The organism is Methylobacterium sp. Leaf89 (genome assembly GCF_001422215.1).
Lineage (GTDB): Bacteria > Pseudomonadota > Alphaproteobacteria > Rhizobiales > Beijerinckiaceae > Methylobacterium.
In genome coordinates this window covers 586,492-603,983 of sequence record NZ_LMML01000028.1, presented here as the reverse complement: position 1 = coordinate 603,983, position 17,492 = coordinate 586,492, and the positions used below count along the sequence as shown (strand labels likewise).

18 protein-coding genes are annotated in these 17,492 nt (G+C 70.1%); 7 read left to right on the top strand and 11 right to left on the bottom strand.

All coding sequences use genetic code 11. From position 1 onward, the window contains the following. Nucleotides 1–39 precede the first annotated feature (39 nt). Nucleotides 40–618, top strand: coding sequence for a hypothetical protein (locus tag ASF18_RS14045; protein WP_056352397.1), 579 nt, complete (start codon nucleotides 40–42; stop codon nucleotides 616–618). 24 nt (nucleotides 619–642) lie between these two features. On the opposite strand, the gene tolB is transcribed toward ASF18_RS14045, so the two are convergent. From tolB to tolQ, 4 genes are all read right to left on the bottom strand, one after another. Continuing rightward, on the bottom strand, nucleotides 643–1,962 hold the full coding sequence (gene tolB, locus ASF18_RS14040; protein ID WP_056214500.1) for a Tol-Pal system beta propeller repeat protein TolB: 1,320 nt from the start codon (nucleotides 1,960–1,962) through the stop codon (nucleotides 643–645). 165 nt (nucleotides 1,963–2,127) lie between these two features. Beyond that, the gene (gene tolA, locus ASF18_RS14035) at nucleotides 2,128–3,552 is read right to left on the bottom strand and encodes a cell envelope integrity protein TolA (protein WP_056352395.1); all 1,425 of its coding nucleotides are present in this window, start codon (nucleotides 3,550–3,552) and stop codon (nucleotides 2,128–2,130) included. Between the two features lie 11 nt (nucleotides 3,553–3,563). Next, entirely contained in the window at nucleotides 3,564–4,010 is a 447-nt protein-coding gene (locus tag ASF18_RS14030; RefSeq protein WP_056214495.1) for a biopolymer transporter ExbD, read from the bottom strand. A 27-nt stretch (nucleotides 4,011–4,037) separates the two neighbouring features. Beyond that, nucleotides 4,038–4,754: a protein TolQ gene (tolQ, locus tag ASF18_RS14025; protein WP_056214491.1), complete on the bottom strand. Its 717-nt coding sequence runs from the start codon at nucleotides 4,752–4,754 to the stop codon at nucleotides 4,038–4,040. 394 nt (nucleotides 4,755–5,148) lie between these two features. On the opposite strand from tolQ, the gene ASF18_RS14020 reads away from it, so the two are divergent. Beyond that, nucleotides 5,149–6,402: a methyl-accepting chemotaxis protein gene (locus ASF18_RS14020; RefSeq protein ID WP_200917596.1), complete on the top strand. Its 1,254-nt coding sequence runs from the start codon at nucleotides 5,149–5,151 to the stop codon at nucleotides 6,400–6,402. A 51-nt stretch (nucleotides 6,403–6,453) separates the two neighbouring features. Here ASF18_RS14020 and ybgC read toward each other — a convergent pair whose 3' ends face one another. Then, nucleotides 6,454–6,900 carry a tol-pal system-associated acyl-CoA thioesterase gene (gene ybgC, locus ASF18_RS14015; protein ID WP_056275188.1) on the bottom strand — a complete coding sequence of 149 codons (447 nt, stop codon included), beginning with the start codon at nucleotides 6,898–6,900 and terminating at the stop codon, nucleotides 6,454–6,456. 341 nt (nucleotides 6,901–7,241) lie between these two features. Between ybgC and ASF18_RS14010 the strand changes: the two genes are divergently transcribed. After that, on the top strand, nucleotides 7,242–9,995 hold the full coding sequence (locus ASF18_RS14010) for an EAL domain-containing protein (protein ID WP_056352387.1): 2,754 nt from the start codon (nucleotides 7,242–7,244) through the stop codon (nucleotides 9,993–9,995). Between the two features lie 84 nt (nucleotides 9,996–10,079). Here ASF18_RS14010 and ruvB read toward each other — a convergent pair whose 3' ends face one another. Further along, nucleotides 10,080–11,081 (bottom strand): Holliday junction branch migration DNA helicase RuvB, encoded by a 1,002-nt coding sequence (gene ruvB, locus ASF18_RS14005; protein WP_056215338.1) that lies wholly within the window; start codon nucleotides 11,079–11,081, stop codon nucleotides 10,080–10,082. Nucleotides 11,082–11,357: 276 nt separating this feature from the next. Between ruvB and ASF18_RS14000 the strand changes: the two genes are divergently transcribed. Then, nucleotides 11,358–11,912, top strand: a complete 555-nt coding sequence (locus ASF18_RS14000; RefSeq protein WP_056275666.1) for a Uma2 family endonuclease — start codon at nucleotides 11,358–11,360, stop codon at nucleotides 11,910–11,912. Between the two features lie 40 nt (nucleotides 11,913–11,952). On the opposite strand, the gene bfr is transcribed toward ASF18_RS14000, so the two are convergent. The 3 genes from bfr to ruvA all read right to left on the bottom strand — a co-directional run bounded on the left by bfr (nucleotide 11,953) and on the right by ruvA (nucleotide 13,659). After that, nucleotides 11,953–12,450, bottom strand: coding sequence for a bacterioferritin (gene bfr, locus ASF18_RS13995; protein WP_056214475.1), 498 nt, complete (start codon nucleotides 12,448–12,450; stop codon nucleotides 11,953–11,955). Between the two features lie 62 nt (nucleotides 12,451–12,512). Further along, the gene (locus tag ASF18_RS13990; protein ID WP_056214472.1) at nucleotides 12,513–12,782 is read right to left on the bottom strand and encodes a (2Fe-2S)-binding protein; all 270 of its coding nucleotides are present in this window, start codon (nucleotides 12,780–12,782) and stop codon (nucleotides 12,513–12,515) included. Between the two features lie 259 nt (nucleotides 12,783–13,041). Beyond that, entirely contained in the window at nucleotides 13,042–13,659 is a 618-nt protein-coding gene (gene ruvA / locus ASF18_RS13985) for a Holliday junction branch migration protein RuvA (RefSeq protein WP_056352855.1), read from the bottom strand. A gap of 172 nt (nucleotides 13,660–13,831) precedes the next feature. Between ruvA and ASF18_RS13980 the strand changes: the two genes are divergently transcribed. Beyond that, nucleotides 13,832–14,479 (top strand): YceI family protein, encoded by a 648-nt coding sequence (locus ASF18_RS13980; protein ID WP_056352854.1) that lies wholly within the window; start codon nucleotides 13,832–13,834, stop codon nucleotides 14,477–14,479. Here the strand turns inward: ASF18_RS13980 and ASF18_RS13975 are convergent. Together ASF18_RS13975 and ruvC are read right to left on the bottom strand one after the other, a co-directional pair. Beyond that, entirely contained in the window at nucleotides 14,463–15,233 is a 771-nt protein-coding gene (locus tag ASF18_RS13975; RefSeq protein ID WP_056352385.1) for a hypothetical protein, read from the bottom strand. The two genes, ASF18_RS13980 and ASF18_RS13975, sit on opposite strands and share 17 nt — an antisense overlap. A gap of 82 nt (nucleotides 15,234–15,315) precedes the next feature. Further along, nucleotides 15,316–15,882, bottom strand: coding sequence for a crossover junction endodeoxyribonuclease RuvC (gene ruvC / locus ASF18_RS13970; protein ID WP_056352383.1), 567 nt, complete (start codon nucleotides 15,880–15,882; stop codon nucleotides 15,316–15,318). Nucleotides 15,883–16,227: 345 nt separating this feature from the next. Here ruvC and ASF18_RS13965 point away from each other — a divergent pair, with 345 nt between their 5' ends. Further along, a complete protein-coding gene (locus tag ASF18_RS13965) occupies nucleotides 16,228–16,422 on the top strand; it encodes a hypothetical protein (protein ID WP_056275182.1) in 195 nt (64 codons plus the stop codon). 49 nt (nucleotides 16,423–16,471) lie between these two features. Then, nucleotides 16,472–17,492 (top strand): chemotaxis protein (locus ASF18_RS13960; RefSeq protein WP_244472707.1); only part of this gene is annotated, 1,021 nt, incomplete at its 3' end.

Here is a 17,492-nt window from a genome sequence, read left to right as displayed (position 1 = left end):
GGCCTGCACGCATGCGTAGAAATCCTGCAGGAGGCTGCAATGGCTGACATCAAGGTGGTTGCCGGAAATTGCGGAAAAGGCAGAGGCACCTATGAGTCGGGCGTTCTGACCAGCCCGGACGGTGTCGAGCGCTCCGTCGAGAGCATCCTCGCCGTCGAGGCGCACGGAGAAATCGCGGGCAACCGGAACTGGGGCGGGCAACTTCTCGAAGGTCTGAAGGGAAGTCTCGCCCTCGCATCGAACATCGATCTGAGCGGCACGGCGCTGCTCGCCGCGACCGCCCTGACCTCGGTGTCGGCCGAGGAATCCCAACCTCAGACGCTGCTGGAAATCACGTTCCAGGACGCAGGCCTGCTGATCGCCCTGGCCGACCCGCGGCTTCCGGCGCTGATCAGCAACGATCGGGAAGTACTGCGACGGGGGTTCGCTCGGGCCTCACAGCGGATGACCCAGACGGTCGACGGACCGGGACACGCGGATTCGTCCCTGGCGACGACGGCGAGCGAGGCGGCTCAGGCGGCAGTCGGTGCCGTTCAGGCCGTGACCGGCGCCGCCGGCGCATCGCTGAGCTCGGCTTTCAGCTTCGTGCGCCGAACCACGGGCTACGAGCGCGGCTGACACGGCCGCCGCGCGCGTCCCGTCCTACTTCCCCGACAGCAGCGGCGACCAGGTCGGGTCCGAGGCGTAGGACGGGGTCGGGACCGGCTGCTCCACCTTGCCGGTGATGTCGACCATGTAGAGCTTGCCGCCGCCCTGGCCGCCCGGATCGCGGAAGAACAGCACGTACTGGCCGTTCGGCGCGAAGGTCGGGCCCTCGTTGTGGAAGCCTTCCGTGAGCACACGCTCGCCCGTTCCGTCCGGCTTCATCACGCAGATGGCGAAGCCGCCCTTGCGCTGGCGCGTGAAGGCGATGAGGTCGCCGCGCGGCGACCAGGCCGGCTGCGAGGCGGAGCCCTCGCCGAAGGAGAGGCGGGTGGGCGTCCCCCCCGAGGCGCTCATGACGTAGATCTGCTGCGAGCCGCCGCGATCGGACTCGAACACGATCTGGCTGCCGTCGGGCGAGAAGGTCGGCGAGGTGTCGATGGCATTGCCGTTGGTGACCGGCGTCTGCGCCTTCGAGGCGAGGTCCATGATGACGATGTCGGCGTTGCCGCCCTCCTGGACGCTCATCACGAGACGACGGCCGTCGGGGGAGAAGCGCGGGCTGGTGCTCATCGAGCCGGACTTGCCGAGGGCCTGCCGGCTGCCGGTCTCGAGGTTGATGACCTGGATGCGCGGCTGCTGGCCGGTGGTCTGGGTCATGAAGGCGATGTCCTGGGTCGCCGGCGAGTAGCGCGGCGCGACCACGGCGTTGTCGCCATTGGTGAGCGCCCGCACGTTGGCGCCGTCCTGGTCCATCACCATCAGGCGCTTGCGCCGGTTTTCCTTTGAGCCGGACTCGTCCACGAAGGCGATGCGGCTGTCGAACCAGGGGCCGAGGCCGGTGATCTTGGTGTAGACCGCGTCCGAGATGAGGTGGCCGGTGCGGCGTGCATTGGCCGGATCGGTGCCGTATTGCTGGCCGGTCATCTGCTGGCCCGAGGTGACGTCCCAGAGGCGGAACTCGACCTTGAGCTTGCCCGAGGCGTCACGCGCCACCCGCCCGGTGATCAGGGCCTGAACGCCCGCCGCCTTCCACTTCTCGAAACCCGGGACCGCATCGAAGCCCGGGGCCTCGGGGAACTTCGCTTTCTCGACGGGCGTGAAGTAGCCCGACCGGCGCAGGTTGTTCGTGACCACGCTGGAGACGAGGAGGCCCAGGCTCGGATCCCCCGAGAAATCCGTGACCGCGATCGGCATCGGCTGGAACGACCCGCCGCCGATGCGCAGGTTGAGCTGCGCCGCAGCCGGGTTCAAGCCGCACAGGACGAGGGCCAGGAGGGCGAGGAGCGACGTCAGGCCCTTGGGAAGACTGGGATGCATGATCGATTCCGTGGTCGTGGGAATGCGAGGATCGTCGATGTGGTCGGAGGGGAGCGTGGCTGCGGATCTGCGCCTGTCCTGGCGGATCGGGCCGAGGGCTTGCCTCGACCCCCGTGAACGCCGGGCATCCGCACGCTTCGACGCGGTCACGCTCCGACGGGCCTATCACACCCGCGAGAACTCGAACTCCGCGTTGATGGCTTTCCAGTCGTTGTAATACGGCGCGTACTGGGCCGGGATCTTGTAGGGCGCGCAGCGACGCACGGCGCGCTGAGCCGCCTCGGCGATCGATCGATCGACCGCGTTGGCGCCGCCCCGCATGATGCGCGGTTCGGAGGTCAGCGTGCCGTCCGGATTGAGCCGGATGTCGAGCATCGGCAGCACCACGCCTTGGGTGGCACCGGGCGGCGCCACGTAACAGCGCTCGATCTGCTGCTGGAGCATGCCCACGAGGGCATCGCGCAGGGAGGGCGACAGGCGCTGGGCGTTGCCGGAGGCCGCGCCCAGGGATGCGGTGCGCTGCACCTCGCGGCCGGTGGCGCCGGTGGATTGCGAGGGCGCCTTCGAGGCGAGGAGCGAACGGATGTCGCCCGCGCTGAACTTGTCGGCGAGTTCGGCCTGCTTCTTGGCCTTCGCTTCCCCATCCGCCTTCGCCTTGGCGTCGGCCATCGCCTTGGCCTTCGCCTTGGCGGCGGCCTCGGCCTTGGCCTTCGCGGCGGCCTCGGCCTTGGCCTCGGCGTCCGCCTCCGCCTTGGCTTCGGCGAGCTCCTTCTGACGCTCGGCCTCCGCCTTGGCTTTCGCCTCCGCGACCGCCTTCGCCTTGGCCTCGGCTTCCTTCTCGGCCTTCGCCTCGGCGTCGGCCTTCGCCTTGGCCTCCGCCCGTGCTTTGCGGGCCGCCTCCGCCTTCGCCTCGGCCTTCGCAGCCTCGACCTTGGCGGCGGCTTCGGCCTTGGCCTCGGCTTCCGCCTCCTGCTTCTCGATGAGTTCGGCGAGTTGCTCGCGCTTGACGGCCTCGGCCTTGGCCTTCGCGGCGGCGGCGGCCTTGGCTTCGGCGGCCGCGGCCTTGGCTTCGGCCGCCGCGGCTTTGGCCTCGGCAGCGGCGGCAGCCTTCGCCTCGGCGGCGGCCTTGGCTTCGGCGGCGGCCGCAGCCTTCGCGGCGTCCGCCTTCGCGGCCTTTTCCGCCGCTTCGGCCTTGGCCGCTTCCGCCTTGGCGGCTTCGGCCTTGGCGTCCTGCGGATCGGGCTCGCTGGAGCGCAGCGGCATCTCCTCGGCGCTCGCCACCTTCATGTCGGCGGGGCGCTTCGGCGGGGCCGGGGCATCGACCTTGGCGTTCTCGGGCTCGCGCTCCTCGAACTTCTCGGCGACGCGGTCGGCACGCGGCTTGGCGTTGGGCTGGGGCGCATCGGCGTTGCGCTCGCCCTTGGTCAGCTCCGAATATTGCTGCTCGGTCATCACCTCGACGGGCACGCCCTCCTGCGCGTCCGGCAGGGCGGGCGCCGCCACCGAGAGCAGGGCGACCGTCAGCAGGCCGACATGCGTCGCCGCCGAGACCCAGACGCCCGGTTCACTGCGCTTGAAGGGAATCCGCACCGCCGGGCCCGCTACTTCTGGTCCGGCTCGGTGACCAGGGCGACCTTCTTGAAGCCGCCGCCGGTCACGATCGCCATCACCTGGGCGACGCGGCCGTAATCGACCCGCTTGTCGCCGCGCACGAACACGCGCTCCTCGAAGCCGGCCTTCGAGCTCTCGGTGAGCTTCGGGACGATGGTGTCGTCGGAGAGTTCGCTCTCCCCGAGGAAGACCTGGCCCGACTGACGGATCGACAGGGTCACGGGCTTGGTGTCGGAATTGAGCGGGCTCGCCTTGGATTGCGGCAGGTCGAGGGGCACGCCCACCGTCATCATCGGCGCCGCGACCATGAAGACGATCAGCAGCACGAGCACGACGTCGATGAACGGCGTCATGTTGATCTCGTTGATGGCCGCGTGCCGGCGTCCCCGCCGACGCCGTCCGCCGCCACCCTGCGCTGCTCCGTGGGCCATGCCCATGATCGTTCCTCGGGTGTGGGGGTGGGGTCAGGCGACGAGCGAGAGGCGCTCGTCGATCTGCCGCGAGAGGATGGCGGAGAACTCGTCGGCGAAGCCTTCGAGGCGCGACTGGTTCTTGGCCACCGTGGACTGCAGCTTGTTGTAGGCGAGCACCGCCGGAATGGCGGCGAACAGGCCGATGGCGGTGGCGAACAGCGCCTCGGCGATGCCCGGCGCCACCACGGCCAGCGAGGTGTTCTTGGAGGCGGCGATCGACGTGAAGGCGGTCATGATGCCCCAGACCGTGCCGAACAGGCCGATATAGGGACCGGCCGACCCGATGGAGGCGAGGAAGAGCAGGCGCGACTCGAGGCGCTCGACCTCGCGCTGGATCGTCACGTCCAGCACCTTGTCGATGCGCTGGGACAGGCTCTGGATCTGGCGCCCGGAGCCCTCGAAGGAGCGCTTCCACTCGCGCATCGCGGCCACGAACAGAGCGCCCTGCCCCACCGGCTGCCGGTCGTTGAACGAGCGATAGAGCTCCTCCAGGGAGCGGCCGGACCAGAAGGCCTCCTCGAAGGCGTCCATCTCAGCCTTGGTGCGGCGGAACAGGAGGGTCTTGTCGACGATGATCGACCAGCACCAGATCGAGGCCCCGATCAGCCCGAGCATCACGATCTTGACGACGAAATGCGCCTGCAGGAACAGGCCGAGCAGGGTCATGTCGGGGGCCGGCATCGCCTGCATGGCATCGGCTGGGTTCATGACATGATCCTCGAAAAACCCCGCGCGGAGCCGTCACGGAACCGGTGGTCCGTCCTGCGCGCTTCAACCGGAACTTTGAGCGATTTCAAGGCTCAATGGCCCGCGAATCTGTCGAAAGTATGAGCCGGCCGTGTGCAGTGCACCCGTCCGGCCCGAGGGCAGTTAAGCACCCGGCAGGGTTAACATTCCCTTGCGGCCCGCGCGGGCGGAGCCCCGGAGGGGGCCGAGGGATCGGGATGTCCGCCGCGCGTCCTCGGCGAACGCCGCCGGAGGACAACATTTGTCCAGAGGCTGAACACGAACGGCTCAACTGCGCTTTAACGAAATTTTAAGCGTCATCACAGATAAAACCAGATCATTGCTATCGAAGACCAAATTCCGGCGGGTCGCTACGATGAAAACCCAGAGAACGATACTGGACGCATGGCGCCGCCCCCACGCCGAGAACCGGGCCAAGGTCTCGCAGCAGATGGATCTGGAAGCGGTCCTCGATGCGCTGCCGGTCAACGTGCTCGTCGTCGATCCGGTGAGCGCGAACATCACGTTCGCCAACCGGCGCAGCATCGAGACCATGCACGCGCTGCGGCAAGACCTGCCCCGGGACGTCGATCCCGACGGCATGGTCGGAACCTCGATGGATGTGTTTCACAAGAACCCCCAGCACCAACGCGGCATCGTGGCGGACCCGTCGCGCCTGCCCTGGCACACGAAGATCCGCCTCGGCCCCAAGACGCTCGACCTGCATGTCTCGGCGGTGATGGCGCAGGGCGCCTACATCGCCGCCGTCCTGTCCTGGGCCGACGTGACGCCGTTCGCCGACGCGATCACGGCCTTCGACGGGGCCATCCGGGCGGCCCTCGACGGCGCCGGCGGTGCCACCGACACCCTGCGCCACGCGGCCCACCAGGTCCTGGAGAAGACGGGCGAAACCTCCGAGGCCGCCGCGACGGCGTCGCGCGGCGCGTCCGGCACCTCGGCCAACGTCCGGACGGTGGCCCGCGCCGTCGAGGAACTCAACACCGCCAATGCCGAGATCACGCAGCAGATGGACCGCTCCCGGTCCGTGACGGGCGAGGCGGTGGAGGAGGCCCGCGAGGCGGTGACGCGCGTGCGCGCCCTCAGCGAGAATTCCGGCCATATCGGCCAGGTCGTCGGGATGATCGGGCAGATCGCCAGCCAGACCAACCTCCTCGCCCTCAACGCGACCATCGAGGCGGCCCGCGCCGGGCCGGCCGGACGGGGCTTCGCCGTCGTGGCCAGCGAGGTCAAGGAGCTCGCGGCCCAGACCGCCCGGGCGACGGACGACGTGTCCCGTCAGGTCGCGATGATCCAGGCCGCGACGACGTCCACGGCCTCCACCATCGAGCGCATCGCCGGCATCATCGGGAGGATCGACGAGAGCGCCATCTCCATCGGCTCGGCCGTCGAGGAGCAGTCGGCCACCGCCACCGAGATCCGCCGCAGCGTCGAGGAAGCCTCGGGCCGGACCGAGACGGTGAGTTCCAGCGTCGCCGCCGTCGCCACGAGCGCGACGGATTCGGCCGACGCGGCCCAGAGCATGCTGCGCGCGACCGCGGATCTCAATCGCGAGATCGAGGCGGTGGCGGGCGCGGTCAAGCTCTTCCTGGGCGAAGTCCGCAAGATCTGACGCGGACGCGGCCACCTCCGGGCGCGGGACCGGACGTCGGCACAGGCCCCGCTACGATGACCGGGGCGTGGGATCGGGGTCGTCGCGCTCCGGGGACAGGAGCCGCCGCAGGCTGTCGGGCAGGCGGATCGCGCGACCGTCGCGCACGCAGGCGACGACGACCTCGGCCTTCACCAGCACCGCGCCGTCCCGCCGGACCTCCTGGGCGAGGTGCATCGAGGCGCCCTTCATCGCGGTCGTCCAGGTCCGGACCTCGAGGAGGTCGTCCATCCGCGCCGGCTTGGCATAGTCGATCACCATGCGGCGCACGACGAAGTGCATTCCGGCCGCGTCCCGGTGCAGGTCGGACTGGTCGCCCGCGAGCCCGCGCAGGAGTTCGGTGCGTCCCCGCTCCATGAAGCGCAGGTAGCTCGCGTGGTAGACGAAGCCCGAGAAGTCGGTGTCCTCGTAATAGACGCGCACCGCGAGGGCGTGCACGCCGGGTTCGGGCTGGGTCAACGTGGCGGCTCCCGGATTCGTGATGAACGCCCCCCGCGGCCCGCAGACCGCCCGCCGAGGCCTCCGCGACGGGGTGCGCAGCGTCCGCGAGCGGTGGGCCGCTCTAGCAGATTCCGAGGGGCGAGCAACGCGGTCCCGCGGGAGGCCGCGCGTCGACGGCGCGGGTTTCGGCGCGGGCGGAGCAAAGATTCCGCCGGAAAGCACGGACGGAAAATTAAGGCGTTCCCACGTTGATCCACCGGAAGGCGCTGGAGCGCCGAGCACTTGGCGCCCCCCGGGAAGCAACGCCGAGTCGCTCCGGGGCGATGTCTGTGCCGCCGTGGCGGTACAAGGATAGGAACATGCTTACGGCCAGCGTTCGGAAGCGATCGGCTCATCTGATCGCCCTGGCGAAAACCCTTCACGCCGGCTCCATCGTGCTGCTCGCATCCGCGGGTGGCGTTCTCGGCCTGGCGATCGCCGCGGGGGCGGGACTCTTCATCGCGGACCTGCACGGCCGGGCCGTCGCCGATACCGAGCAGAACCTCGTCAGCCTCGCCACCGTCCTGGCGGACCAGGCCGACCGGGCCCTGCAGGCGATCGAGCTCGTGCAGGACGCCCTCATCGACGAGATCCGCGCCGCCGAGATCGCCACGCCCGCGGCCTTCGCGGCCCAGGTCTCGACGCGCGCCATGCACGAGTCCCTGCGCGCCCGCACGGCGGCCCTGCCCCAGGTCAACGCCGTCACGGTGGTCGATCACACCGGGACCCTGCGCAACTTCACCCGGTTCTGGCCCATCCCGGACGTCAACATCGCCGACCGGGCCTACTTCAAGGCCCTGGCCTCGGACCCGCTGCTCCAGCGCCTCGTCAGCGAGCCGGTGCAGAACCGCGGCAACGGAACCTGGACCCTGTACATCGCCCGCAAGATCTCCGCCCCAGACGGGACGTTCCTCGGGCTCGTGCTCGGCGCGGTGGAGCTGGAGTACTTCGCCGGCCTCTACGGGCAGATCGCGCCACAGCCCGATTACGTGATCTCGCTGTTCCGCACCGACGGCGTGCTGCTGGTGCGCCATCCGCACCGGGACAACGCGATCGGACGCGGGTACACCACGACCGGGGCCGCCCTGATCGCCCTGCAGAACAAGGCCGGCGGCGTCACCCGGACCGTCAGCCCGATCGACCAGCAGGACCGGCTCATCGCGACCCGGGCCCTCTCGACCTATCCGGCGACCCTGAGCGTCAGCCGCACCACCGCGGCGGCCCTGGCGCCCTGGCGCCGCCAGGCCACGGTGCTGGGCGCGGCCGCCGGCCTCCTCGACCTCGGGCTCGTCGGGCTCTTCGTGCTCGGCCGGCGCCAGGCCGGCGGCCAGGAACGGCTCCTGCGCGCGGAGGAGCGGGCCCGCAGCGAGCACGCGCTGCGCACGCAATATGCCCGCTTCGGGGTCGCCCTCGACACCATGACCCAAGGGCTCTGCCTGTTCGACCAGGACAACCGGCTGATCGTGATGAACGCGCGCTACGTCGCGCTGCACGGCGTCCCGCCGGACCTGCGCCAGCCCGGCACGACGCTGGCGGCCATCCGGTCCTATCTCACGGCGAGCAACGGCGATCGCGCTCCGCCCTGGCCCGCCCCGGAGGAGGCCGCGCGATCGCCGGCCTCCTTCACCTGGGATCTCGCCGATGGGCGGGCCATCGCCGTCAAGCACGTTCCGATCCGGGGCGGCTGGCAATGCACGCACGAGGACGTCACGGAGCGCCGCCGGAGCGAGGCGCAGATCGTCCGGATGGCGCGCCACGATGCGCTGACCGGATTGCCCAACCGGGCCTTCCTGCGCGAGCACATGGCGGGCGTGCTCGCCGGCCGCGGCGGCAGGCGGACGGCGGTGCTCTACCTCGACCTCGACGGCTTCAAGGGGGTCAACGACACCCTGGGTCATCCGGCCGGGGATGCCCTCCTGTGCCTGGCGGGGCAGCGCCTGCGGGAATGCCTGCGCCCGTCCGATTTCGTCGCGCGCCTGGGGGGCGACGAGTTCGCCATCGTGCAGTCCGGGATCGTCGCGCCCGGGGAGGCGGCCGATCTCGCCGCGCGCCTCGTCGCGATGCTCCAGATGCCCTTCGCGGTCCAGGACCGGGAGATCGTCATCGGCACCAGCATCGGCATCGCCCTCGTGGAGCCGGCGGACACCGAGAGCGACGCCGTCCTGCGCCGTGCCGACGTGGCCCTGTACCAGGCCAAGGCGGCGGGCCGGGGCACCTGGCGCTTCTTCGAGACCGACATGGACGTGGACATCCAGCGCCGGCACCAGCTCGGGACCGAGCTGCGGCGCGCCCTGGCGGCCGGGCAGTTCGAGCTGCACTACCAGCCCCTCGTCGCGGCCGGGACCCGGACCCTCAAGGGCTTCGAGGCGCTGCTGCGCTGGCGCCATCCCCAGGAGGGCCTGATCGGTCCGGCGACCTTCATTCCCCTGGCCGAGGAGATGGGCCTGATCCGGTCGATCGGCGCCTGGGTCCTGGCCCAGGCCTGCCGCGACGCGGCGACCTGGCCGGACACGCTCACGATCGCCGTCAACCTCTCCTCCGTGCAGTTCCTCCGCGGCGACCTCGTCGAGGACGTGACGCGGGCGCTGATCGGCGCCGGACTCGTGGCGAGCCGGCTGGAACTGGAGATCACCGAATCCGTGCTCCTGCGCGACCACGCCGACACCTTCCGGATCCTGCATCGCCTGAAGAGCCTCGGTGTCCGGATCGCGATGGACGATTTCGGCACGGGCTATTCGAGCGTCAGCTACCTGCGCCGGTTTCCCTTCGACACGCTCAAGATCGATCAGTCCTTCGTCCGCACCCTCGGGCAGGACGGGGGCGCCATCGCCATCGTCCGGGCCCTGGTGGGCCTCGGCAAGGCCTGCAACATGGGCGTCGTCGCCGAGGGCGTCGAGACGGCCGAGCAGGCCGCCCTCCTCGAGGCGGAAGGCTGCGACGCGCTGCAGGGCTTCCTCTTCAGTCGGGCCCGGCCGGCGCCCGACCTCACGGACATCCTGACCCGCCGGACCTTCGCCCCGCCGGATCGCGCGGACGCGCGGTCCGACCGGACGCACCAGCGCGACGCGGCCTGATACGGGGTCCGCTCGAGCGAAGCCCAAATCCGCCATCCCGTAGGGATCGGAAGGATTTGGTACGATCCCTCGGCCGCACGCCGTTCAGGCGTCCGGATCGCCGGCGTTGAACAGGCCGAACTGCCCGCTCGGTTCGCGCCGGGGCTCGGGAAAGCCCATGTGGCGGAAGGCGTGGGGCGTGAGCATGCGCCCGCGCGGGGTGCGCTGGACGAACCCCTTCTGGATCAGGAACGGCTCGATGATGTCCTCGATCGCGTCGCGGGGCTCCGACAGCGCGGCCGCGATGGTCTCGATCCCGACCGGCCCGCCGTTGAAGGAGCTCGCGATCATCGTCAGGTACTTGCGGTCCATCACGTCGAGGCCCGCCGGATCGACGTCGAGGAGTTGCAGCGCCCGGTCGGCGATGGCGCGGGTCACCGTGGGCGCATCGGCCACGATGGCGAAGTCGCGCACCCGGCGCAGCAGCCGCCCGGCGATGCGGGGCGTCCCCCGGGCGCGCTTGGCGATCTCGTTGGCGCCCTCCGGCGACATGCCGAGGCCGAGCACCCGGGCGCCCCGGCTGACGATCAGCTCGAGCTCGTCGACGTCATAGAATTCCAGCCGGATCGGAATGCCGAACCGGTCGCGCAGGGGCGTGGTCAGCAGGCCGGCGCGGGTGGTGGCCCCGACCAGGGTGAACTTGGGCAGCTCGATCTTCACCGAGCGGGCGGCCGGCCCCTCGCCGATGATGAGGTCGAGCTGGTAATCCTCCATCGCCGGATAGAGGATCTCCTCCACCGCCGGATTGAGGCGGTGGATCTCGTCGATGAAGAGCACGTCGCGCTCTTCCAGGTTCGTCAGCTGGGCGGCGAGGTCGCCCGCCTTGGCGATGACCGGGCCGGAGGTGGAGCGGAAGTTCACCCCGAGTTCGCGGGCAACGATCTGCGCCAGCGTCGTCTTGCCGAGGCCGGGCGGCCCGACGAACAGCACGTGGTCCAGGGCCGAACCGGTCTTCTTGGCCGACTCGATGAAGATGCTCATGTTGGCGCGCGCCGCCCGCTGTCCGATGAATTCGGACAGGCTCAAGGGCCGGATCGACTGCTCCAGGTCGTCCTCGCGCCGCTCGGGCGTGAGGAGCGATTCGGGAAGCGGATGGAGGGTCGGCGATTTGGGCGCCGATGCCTTCGAGGTGGGTCTCGCAGGTTTGCTCACACGGATTCTCGGTGGGGGCCGGGGCCAGCGTCCATCATCTGTTCTCCTGGCGGATGTCGCATAACGGCGCCGTTCGCGCTACATTCCCGTCGCGGCGCAGGGCGTGTGGGGCGCTGGTTCGTCGCAGGCGGAGAGCTTCCCGTGGGCGGTGCGTCGCAGGAATTCGAACGGATGGCCCTCGACGACTTCGAGGAGTTGCTGGCCGATAAGCCCCGTAACGAGCGCTGGGAGCTGATCGGGGGACGCGTGGTCCGGATGATGGTCGGCGCGCGCTGGGAGCATGCGCGGATCGTCCAGAACATCGCCCTGGGCCTGGAAGTCGGTTTTCGCGCGAAGGGATCGTCCTGCCAGACCTTCACCGAAACATTCTACATGAAGAGCAAAACCCTGGAGGCCGCGATGCTTCCGGATGTGCTCGTCGTCTGCGGCGACATCGAACCAGGCGCAACGTCTGTTGAGAATCCCACGGTCCTGGTCGAGGTGCTCTCGCCTGGGACCGAGGCCCGGGATCGCTTCGAGAAGTGGGCCGTCTATCAGCAGCTCGCCTCACTTCAGCACTATGTGCTGGTGGCGCGGGACCGGCCGCATCTCGAGGTCTTCGACCGCATCGAAGGACGCTGGAGCGGGTATCGGGTGATCGATGGCCTCGATGAGGTCCTCGATCTTTCGACGATCCAGGCGGTGCTGCCCCTGCGCGATATCTACTTTCGCGTCCTATCCGTTTGAGCGCCGGGCCTCGAAGCCCGGCGCCCCATCATTCCTACCTTTATTCGGCTTCGGGAGCGATCGGCTCCAGGCCGCCGATGTGCTTCTGGGCGTAGAGCGGCAGGCCGATCTGGCCGATCAGCTCCAGCTGCGTCTCGAGGAAGTCGATATGGCCCTCCTCGTCCTCGGCCAGATCCTCGAACAGGCGCTTCGACACCCGGTCGTTGATCGAATCACAGTACTTGGCCGCCTCGAGGTACAGCGCGCGCGCCTCGTTCTCAGCGGCGAGATCGCACTCGATGATCTCCTGGACATTCTGACCGATCCGCAGGGGATCGAGTTCCTGCAGGTTCGGGAAGCCGTCGAGGAACAGGATCCGGTCGACGAACCGATCCGCGTGGTTCATCTCCTCGATGGATTCCTTGCGCCAGAACTTGGCGAGCTCGATGTAACCCCAGTCGTTGAGCATGCGGAAATGGAGCCAGTACTGGCTGACCGCCGTGAGCTCGCTGCGCAGTCCCCGATTGAGGTACTCGACGACCTTCGCATCACCCTTCATCCGCCCAATCTCCCTTGAGGCACGTTCAGCCGGAGGGGAGCTTCAGCACCCGGAATGGGCGCTCAGGCGGCGATCCCCTCCTCCGCAGCCTGGACCTTGACCAAACTACAGGAGCTCGCGCAAGTCGCCGTGCACGCATGCGCGGCCTCATCGCGGGCATTTTCGAGGGCGTTCTGCAGGATGCCGCGGATGGTCCGGGCGCAGCGCCCGCATTTCGGGCTGCACCCGAGGCAGGCCTGGACCTGGGCCGGCGTGCGCGGACAATCCGGGCCGCGATGCAGGCAGGCGCGCACCGCGCGATCGGACAGGACGTTGCAGGAACAGACGATCATGCGGGACCGTGACTCGTGCGTGGCTCGCGTGTCGGGTAGAGGCCGCCGGGTGGGGGTTTCACCCGGCCACTTCGTCGAATCTGAGGCGGTGCTGACGCCAGAGCGCAAAAGCTGAGCCCGTGCATCGGATTGGCGCGTAGATTAGAACAATTGAAAACTGCTTTACTTTCAGCAGGTTAGCTGTCTCCTTCCAAACTGGCAACGGGAATGGCGAGCGTCAAGGGCACAATTCCGTCGCGCCCCAACGATCGACGGGCCGTCACCGGGCGAGTTCGCGCAATCCCAGCCGGATGAGGGTCTTGGCCTCGGCGCCCTCGCCCGCGTTCTTGAGGGCCTCGGCGATCGCCGCGGAGGCCTGGACCGGGGCGTAGCCGAGATTGACCAGGGCCGAGATGGCGTCGGCGACGGGCTGCGGCGCCGTGCGGGCCTCGACCGCGCCGGACAGCGCGATCACCGCGGGATCGATGGGCGCGAAGGCCGGGGCCTTGTCCTTGAGTTCCGCCACGAGGCGGGCGGCGAGGCGCGGGCCGACGCCGGGGGCCCGCGCCACCGCGCCCTTGTCGCCCATGGCGATGGCCGAGGCGAGGGCCGCGGGCTCGAGCACCGAGAGCAGGCCGAGGGCGACCTTGCTGCCCACGCCCTGCACGGTCTGGAGCAGGCGGAACCACTCGCGCTCGGCATCCGAGCGGAAGCCGTAGAGCCGGATCATGTCCTCCCGGACATGGGTCTCGATGGCGAGGTCCGCCGCCTCGCCGATGCCGGGCAGGCGCTGGAGCGTCCGGGCGGAGCAGTGGACCACGTAGCCGACGCCCTGCACGTCGAGGATCACGAAATCCTCGCCATAGGAATCCACCACGCCCTTCAGCTTGCCGATCATCGCCTCGCCCATCCCTCGCGCCGCCGGATGCCCATCCGTCGGCGGATTGCCTACAGGCCGGCGCGCCCGAGCGCCATGTGCTCCGTCGCGACGGCGGCCGGCCCGCCTTGAGGCCGCGCGGCGTTCGTGAAATCAAAGGCGCCCTGCCCGACACACACGGATGACCGTCTCGATGCGCCAGACCGCGCTGCTCCTCGCCTCCGGGCTCCTGTTCACCGCCGGCGCGGCCCGGGCGGCCGAGACGCCGACACCGGCACCGGCCACGCCGGCACCGGCCGCGCCCTCCAGCGATCCGACCCAGGTGCGTCCGGGCGCCTACGTGCTCGATTCCGCCCACGGCAAGATCACCTGGTCGGTGAGCCACCTCGGTTTCTCGACCTATTACGGCCAGATCACCGACGTGACCGCGCAGGCGGTGCTCGACCCGAAGGAGCCGGCCAAATCCACCCTCACGGTCACCATCGGCACCGACAGCGTCAACGGGCTCAACGACCGGCTCAACCAGCACCTCAAGGCGCCGGACTTCTTCGACACCGCAAAGTTCCCCAAGGCCACGTTCACCGCGACCAGCATCGAGCCGACGAGCCCCGCCACCGCGCGGGTCAACGGCGACCTGACGCTCAAGGGGGTGACGCGGCCGGTGGCCTTCGACGCCACCTTCAACCAGGCCGGGATCAACCCGGTGAACCAGGCCTACACGGTCGGCTTCGACGGACGGGCGGTGATCAAGCGCTCGGATTTCGGCATCAACGCCTTCCTGCCGCTCCTCGGCGACGAGGTGTCCCTGCGGCTCGAGGGCGAGTTCAAGGCCGTGGAGTGAGGCCGCGCCCCGACGGCCCCAGGCGCCGGTAGATCGCGGCGAGGAGGGCCGTCACCAGGACGAGCAGCGCCATGTCGATCAGGCTGGAGGCGAGGATCCGGACGGCCAGGACGACGGGGGGTAGGTCGGCCCCGGAGCGCTCGGGCGCGTGCAGCATCCGGTCCACGAGGCCGAGCGGCAGGATCGTGGCCACGAGGATCACGCCGATCCGGGCGGCCGATCCGCGGGTCATCGCGAGCACGCCGCGCAGGGTCGCCTCGGGGGCGCCGACCGCCAGGGCCGGCGCGAGCAGGCTGGTCCAGATCTGCAGGAGCAGGAGGGCGATCCAGGCGAGCAGGCCGACGATCAGCGGACCCGGACCGAGCCGCTCCGGCGAGAGGCCCCGGTCCAGCACCCCGCTGACCAGAAGCCAGAACAGCTCGAGGGCGAGGAAGTCCTGGAACGGCCCCGCCCGGCCCGCCACGACCGCCCGCACGGAGCCGTCGGCCCCGAGGAGGAGCCGGAACATCGCCATCCAGTAGGGGGCGAGCAGGATCGTGCAGAGGCCGTCGACCAGGAAGAGGTCGTCCTGGAAGCGCGCGGGCCGCGTCGGGTCGCCCATCAGCGTGTGGGCCGCCTCCTTGGCCAGGACGACGAGGAACGCCGCGGTGGTCGCCGAGCCGAGGGCGCGGATCGCCGGAAGCGCGGACCGCACGCCCTCCCGCAGCGTCTCGCCGACCGGCAGCGCCGGCCGCGTCGTTCCCTGGTGGGCCATTCCGTTCGATCTCCGCCCCGCGCGCGCGTCGCGCACAGAGGCACTGCACAAGCGCCCGGGCGGAGTCCAGGGCGCGGCGCGGTCAGGTGCGCGCCAGGGCCGCCGCGATGCGGGCCGCCGCCAGGCTGCTCGTCCCGGCCACGGGGGCGTGCTGGCGCTTGAGGGCATGGGCGCCCCGGTGGCTGTTGTGGGTGATGGCGATGGCGAGCGCATCCGCCGCGTCGGCCACCCTGAACTCGGCCTTCGGCAGCAGGAACTTCACCATGGCCTGGATCTGGACCTTGTCGGCATGTCCCGAGCCCGCGACCGTCTTCTTGATCAGGTTGGCGGAATACTCGAACACCGGCATGCCGGCGAGCGCCGGGACCAGCAGCGCCACCGCGCGGGCATGGCCGAGCTTCAGCGTCGCCTGCGCGTCCTTGTTGACGAAGGTCTCCTCGACCGAGACCTCGTCCGGCTGGAAGGCCCCGACGATGCGGGTGATGCCCTCGTAGAGCTCGCGCAGGCGCAGGGCGAGCGGCAAGTCCCCGTCCGAGGTGACGACGCCGCAATCCACGTAGGCGAGCTTGGTCCCCGTGGCCGTGACGACGCCCCAGCCGGTGCGCCGCAGGCCCGGATCGATGCCGAGGATGCGAACGGGAACGGTCATGCGGACTGGGTCATGGCTGGCGCGGCTCCGGGCGCGAAGATCGCGCCGTCCGAGCGTTAGGGACATACCGTGAACGGAGCGTTATGCCAATCCGCGCCGCGGCGATGGCGACCGCGGTGGCGCGACGGACCGAACAAACCCGTCGCAAGGAAATCCGGACTTCTCGTCGGACCAAACGGACGCGATGCGTCCGCGCGGGGCGGTCGTTACGAAGGACGCGGATCGATCGGACGAGACAGGCAGACCGGCGCGGGGACCTCCCCGATCCCAGACGGCCCTGTAACCGCTCCTTAGACTGTTCGCCCCTATTCTCACAGGACACCATTCAGGCGGACGGGTTTCCTCGTGATCGACGCCCAGGCCCATCGCCCGAACCGGCTCCGCGGACCCGTGGCGATCCTCGCGACCCCGATCCTGCCGGCCGGCCTGGCGGCGCGCGCCGGATCCTCCGACCGCGTCTCCCGGCTCGACGCGTCCGGAGCCCGGCTCGTCCCCGACGCCCGGTTCGCGACGGGCTGCACGCCCGCCTCGCGAACCTGATCGCTCCGACCCGAAGACCCCGACGCTCCCCTCTGGATCCGACCCGGCGATGACGACCCTCGACACCCTTCGGCAGCGTTTCGGCCGCTTCCTCATCGGCCTCCTCTGGCTGCACCTGCCGATCGTCGTGCTCGCGGCCTGGATCGCCGGCAATCCGATGCTGGTGCCGGTGTCGGTTGCCGGCGCCCTCGCCGGCCTCAGCACGCTGATGTGGCGGCGCTCCGCCATCGGCCCGGCGACCCGGCTGGTGAGCAGCCTGTCCCTGATCGGCATGGCCGCGATCCTGCTCTCGGCCTTCGCCGGGCATCCGTGGCAGGTCGACCTGCACATGTATTTCTTCGCCGGCCTGGCGGTGAGCGTCGCCTGGTGCGACTGGACCATCCTGGTGGCCTGCGCCGCCGCCGTCGCCGGGCACCACCTCACCCTGAACCTCGCGATGCCGGCCCTGATCTTCTCCGGCGCCGCCCAGCGCTTTGACCTCGCCCGCGTGATGCTGCACGCGGTCATCCTGATCCTCGAAACGGGCGTGCTGGCCTGGGTCGCCCGCACCCTCGCGACGGCCTTCGCGGCGCAGGCGGCCTCCGAGGGCGCCATCCGCGCCCAGATGGAGCGCATGCAGGCTCTGGAATCGGAGACCGCGCTGGCGCGGGCGGGCGCCGATGCGCAGCGCAGGGCCGCCCTGCGGCAGACCGCCCGGTCCTTCGAGTCGACGGTGAGCGGCATCCTGAGCCGGGTCACGCAGGCGGCGGGGGCGCTGCAGGGCAGCGCGCAGACCATGACGGGAACGGCAGAGGGCACGGCGGGGCGCGCCGGGTCCGTGGTCGGCGCCGCCGAGATGGCCGCGCAGAATGTCGGTCGGGTGGCCGGTGCGGCCGAGGAACTCGGCGCCACCGTCGCGGAGATCGGCCGGCAGGTCGCGGATTCGGCCCGGATGGCCCAGGGGGCGGTGGGGCAGGCCGATGCCACCGGCCGCCTGGTTCACGCCCTGAGCACGGGCGCGGCCCGGATCGGGGACGTCGTCGGCCTGATCTCGGGCATCGCCGGCCAGACCAACCTGCTCGCCCTCAACG

Coding starts and splice junctions, on each gene's coding strand:
- ASF18_RS13975 (WP_056352385.1), bottom strand. CDS start 15,233: ATGGCCCACCAGGGAACGACGCGGCCGGCGCTGCCGGTCGGCGAGACG.
- tolQ (WP_056214491.1), bottom strand. CDS start 4,754: ATGAACCCAGCCGATGCCATGCAGGCGATGCCGGCCCCCGACATGACC.
- tolB (WP_056214500.1), bottom strand. CDS start 1,962: ATGCATCCCAGTCTTCCCAAGGGCCTGACGTCGCTCCTCGCCCTCCTG.
- ruvA (WP_056352855.1), bottom strand. CDS start 13,659: ATGATCGGCAAGCTGAAGGGCGTGGTGGATTCCTATGGCGAGGATTTC.
- ASF18_RS13980 (WP_056352854.1), top strand. CDS start 13,832: ATGCGCCAGACCGCGCTGCTCCTCGCCTCCGGGCTCCTGTTCACCGCC.
- ASF18_RS14045 (WP_056352397.1), top strand. CDS start 40: ATGGCTGACATCAAGGTGGTTGCCGGAAATTGCGGAAAAGGCAGAGGC.
- ruvC (WP_056352383.1), bottom strand. CDS start 15,882: ATGACCGTTCCCGTTCGCATCCTCGGCATCGATCCGGGCCTGCGGCGC.
- ASF18_RS14010 (WP_056352387.1), top strand. CDS start 7,242: ATGCTTACGGCCAGCGTTCGGAAGCGATCGGCTCATCTGATCGCCCTG.
- ASF18_RS14000 (WP_056275666.1), top strand. CDS start 11,358: ATGGCCCTCGACGACTTCGAGGAGTTGCTGGCCGATAAGCCCCGTAAC.
- ASF18_RS14030 (WP_056214495.1), bottom strand. CDS start 4,010: ATGGGCATGGCCCACGGAGCAGCGCAGGGTGGCGGCGGACGGCGTCGG.
- bfr (WP_056214475.1), bottom strand. CDS start 12,450: ATGAAGGGTGATGCGAAGGTCGTCGAGTACCTCAATCGGGGACTGCGC.
- ASF18_RS14020 (WP_200917596.1), top strand. CDS start 5,149: ATGAAAACCCAGAGAACGATACTGGACGCATGGCGCCGCCCCCACGCC.
- ASF18_RS13990 (WP_056214472.1), bottom strand. CDS start 12,782: ATGATCGTCTGTTCCTGCAACGTCCTGTCCGATCGCGCGGTGCGCGCC.